General features: G+C 39.0%; 3 protein-coding genes. 2 read left to right on the top strand and 1 reads right to left on the bottom strand.

The genetic code is table 11. The annotated features are described in order from the left end of the window. Window positions 1-88: 88 nt before the first annotated feature. Both hemB and BTHERMOSOX_RS09635 read left to right on the top strand, forming a co-directional pair. The gene (gene hemB, locus BTHERMOSOX_RS09640) at window positions 89-1075 is read left to right on the top strand and encodes a porphobilinogen synthase (protein ID WP_138120932.1); all 987 of its coding nucleotides are present in this window, start codon (window positions 89-91) and stop codon (window positions 1073-1075) included. A 101-nt stretch (window positions 1076-1176) separates the two neighbouring features. After that, entirely contained in the window at window positions 1177-1905 is a 729-nt protein-coding gene (locus BTHERMOSOX_RS09635) for a hypothetical protein (protein WP_138120930.1), read from the top strand. Here BTHERMOSOX_RS09635 and acs read toward each other — a convergent pair. Then, entirely contained in the window at window positions 1902-3821 is a 1920-nt protein-coding gene (gene acs / locus BTHERMOSOX_RS09630) for an acetate--CoA ligase (protein ID WP_138120928.1), read from the bottom strand. The two genes, BTHERMOSOX_RS09635 and acs, sit on opposite strands and share 4 nt — an antisense overlap. Window positions 3822-3830: the final 9 nt, after the last annotated feature.

Below are 3830 nucleotides of genomic sequence, written 5' to 3'. Positions count from 1 at the left end.
CCTCTTTGACGTTTGACATACTGACTAAGGTTTCGCTTGATTGACTCATGTTGTATAATTCGGTGAAATAACTAATAATTAATTTAAGATGGCAATTTTAACCCATAGACCGCGTCGTATGAGAAAACACGCACATACCCGTGAATTAATACGTGAAAATACACTAACCACTGACGATTTAATTTTTCCTATCTTTATTATCGAAGGCGATAATAAACGCGAAAGTATTGACTCTATGCCGGATATCGAGCGTTTAAGTATAGATCAATTATTAGTTGAGGCACAAGAATTAGTTGATTTAGGCATTCGCGCCGTGGCTTTATTCCCTGTGGTACCAGAGAGTAAAAAATCATTAGATGCTAAAGAGGCGTTTAATGAAGATGGCTTGGCACAACGTGCTGTTCGTGCGCTTAAAGCCTCTCAGCCAGAATTAGCCGTTATTACCGATATTGCGCTTGATCCATTCACCACTCACGGGCAAGATGGCCTAATTAATGATTCAGGCTACGTACTAAATGATGAAACCGTTGAAGTGCTTGTTAAACAAGCTTTATCACACGCGCAAGCGGGTAGTGATATTGTTGCCCCTTCAGATATGATGGATGGCCGTATTGGCGCTATCCGTGAAGCTTTTGAAGAAGATGGTTACATTCATACCAATATTCTAGCTTACGCGGCTAAATACGCATCACACTATTATGGCCCATTTAGAGATGCCGTCGGCTCAGCCAACAACCTTGGCACTTCAAGCAAAGAAACTTACCAAATGGATCCGGCCAATTCTGACGAAGCTATTCGCGAAGTAGCTCTTGATATTGATGAGGGCGCAGATATGGTCATGATCAAACCTGGCCTACCTTACTTGGATATCGTTTATCGCATTAAGCAAACTTTCGGCATGCCAACATTTGCTTATCATGTCAGTGGAGAATATGCACAAATTAAAGCTGCTAGTCAAAATGGCTGGATTAATGAAAAGAAAGTTGTATTAGAGACTTTGCTTTGCTTTAAGCGTGCTGGTAGTGATGCTATCTTAACTTATTATGCTAAGCAAGCAGCTAAATGGTTGAAATAACTAGTTTTTATTAAATATCAATATATAATAATATACTTATATAATTCTTAGACTAGTGCATAATACTCAGCTATTAAATGCACCATTTTTGAGGATTATCCATGGAAAACAAATCATTATTTAGCGCCATAGTATTTGCCTTTGCTTTAATTGCAGGCTATTTTTTCTACACTGATAAAATCACTGAACTAGAAGCTAAAATTCAGACAATAACCCAAGAATACAATACCAAAATTAATGTATTGGAATCAACACCAGATACCAATAAAAGTGATGATTTTTCTGTTTTAGAAGCCTTAAACAATCAGTTAATTAGTGCTCGTTCAGCCTTGAAAATCGCACAGCAAAAACTATCTTTAGTCACAAGTAAAACCAGTGTTTTGAGTGATGAAATATCACAAATAACTGACGCTAGAGATCAGATGAAAACACTACAAGGAAGCTTACAATCAGCGCAACAAAAATTAAGCTTATCTACTGAAAAGGTTAACTATTTGGAAGATATTTTTACCACTCAAAATACACAAAGAGTGGTTAAAAATATTACTCGTATTAAGGTGCTTAAAGAAACAACAAGTGTTATCACCATTACCGGCTTGATCGTTCCAGCCATCGGTGTTGCAACGTTAGTTTCTTATGCTAACGAAGAAATTAATAACTATTGTGACAACATTAAAGACACCATGGAGCTTGAAAACAAAGTCTTTGGCAAAGTGGTTTCTTTAGATGTTGATATGCAAAAAAGCTACCACAATCAATGTGAAGTTAACCTTAAGGAAAAAATTAAAAAGAACTTAAGGAAGCTTGAAGCTGGATTAAGTCAACGCTAAGCAATTCGATTATTGATTAAATCTTTGACCACTTCTGGCTCTGCCAATGTAGAGGTGTCGCCCAAATTATTGTAATCATTTTCAGCAATTTTTCTTAAGATGCGTCGCATGATCTTTCCGCTTCGTGTCTTCGGTAATCCTGGTGCAAACTGAATTTTATCCACGGTTGCAATTGGGCCAATTTCAGAGCGCACTAATTTAACTAATTCTGTTTTTAGTTCATCTGTTGGTTCTACATCATTCATAATCGATACATAAGCATAGATAGCCTGCCCTTTGATATCGTGTGGATAACCTACAACTGCAGCTTCAGAAACACTCTCATGCAATACCAGCGCTGACTCAATCTCCGCAGTACCCAAACGATGTCCTGAAATATTTAATACATCATCCACTCTACCAGTGATCCAGTAGTAACCATCCTTGTCACGCTTAACACCATCACCCGCAAAATACTTGCCTGGAAAAGTTGAAAAGTACGCCTCCATGAAGCGCTCATGATTTTTATACAACGTACGCATTTGCCCCGGCCATGATCTAGCCAATACCAAAATACCCTCTGCCTCGCCTTCTAAAATTTCACCTTGCTCATTAACGATTTGCGGCTCAATACCAAAGAATGGCTTGGAAGCCGATCCAGGCTTAAGCTTAGTGGCGTATGGTAATGGTGTAATCATATGGCCACCCGTTTCAGTTTGCCACCAAGTATCCACCACAGAACATTTGCCTTGGCCAATTTTATGATAATACCACTCCCATGCTTCCGGGTTAATCGGCTCACCAACTGTACCCAGAACACGCAAGCTTGAGCGATCTGTTTTTTCAACAAACTTATCGCCCGCACCCATCAGAGCGCGAATTGCAGTTGGCGCAGTATAGAAAATATTCACCTTATGCTTATCGATCACTTGCCAAAAACGAGAAGCATCTGGATAGGTCGGAATACCTTCAAACATGAGTGTTGTTGCACCGTTAGCCAATGGACCGTAAACAATGTAAGAGTGTCCTGTTACCCAGCCAACATCAGCAGTACACCAGTAAACATCGCCCTGTTGATAATCAAAGGTGTATTTATGTGTCATTGCCGCATAAAGCAAATAACCGCCCGATGTGTGTAATACGCCTTTTGGCTTACCGGTTGACCCCGAAGTGTAAAGAATAAACAAAGGTGTTTCCGCATCAAATGATTCGCATGGACATTCACTAGGAACATCAGCAATTAAATCATGATACCAAATATCCTTATCATTCCAAGCAACGTCACCACCTGTGTTTTTTACTACGACCACTTTACTAATGCAATCACAAGCACAGACGGCTATATCTACGTTAGCCTTAAGTGCAGTTTCTCGTCCACCACGCATACCTTCATCAGCAGTAATAACAATTTTGCATTCAGAATCAAGAATTCTATCTTTTAATGCTTCTGGTGAAAAACCACCAAATACCACACTATGAATTGCGCCAATTCGAGCACATGCAAGCATTGCATAACTCGCTTCAAGAATCATTGGCATATAGATGCAAACACGATCACCTTTTTTAATGCCTAGTTGTTTCAAGCCATTAGCAAGCTTCGCCACTTCATCATGCAATTGCTGATAAGTTACTTTTTTACTAACTTCAGGGTTATCACCCTCCCAAATGATTGCTGTTTGATTAGCTCTTTCTGGAAGATGACGATCAATACAATTATAAGCAACATTCAGCTCACCACCTTTAAACCACTCAATTTTTCCTTGTGTGTAATCAACATTTGAAACTTGCGCCCACTCTTTATCCCAATTTAAAAACTCTTTAGCCTGCTCGGCCCAGAATTTATCAGAGTCTTTAATTGACTGAGTATACATCTGCTCATATTGCGAGGCGTCGCAAAGTGGTTTTTTGTTAGATTTTGCAATAGGGTAAATATCCATAATTTTTTA

Origin of the sequence: Bathymodiolus heckerae thiotrophic gill symbiont (genome assembly GCF_900128515.1) — a bacterium.
In the GTDB taxonomy this organism is placed as follows: domain Bacteria; phylum Pseudomonadota; class Gammaproteobacteria; order PS1; family Pseudothioglobaceae; genus Thioglobus_A.
Note: the sequence above shows the minus strand (reverse complement) of the source record. Positions and strands in the feature narration are given on the sequence as shown.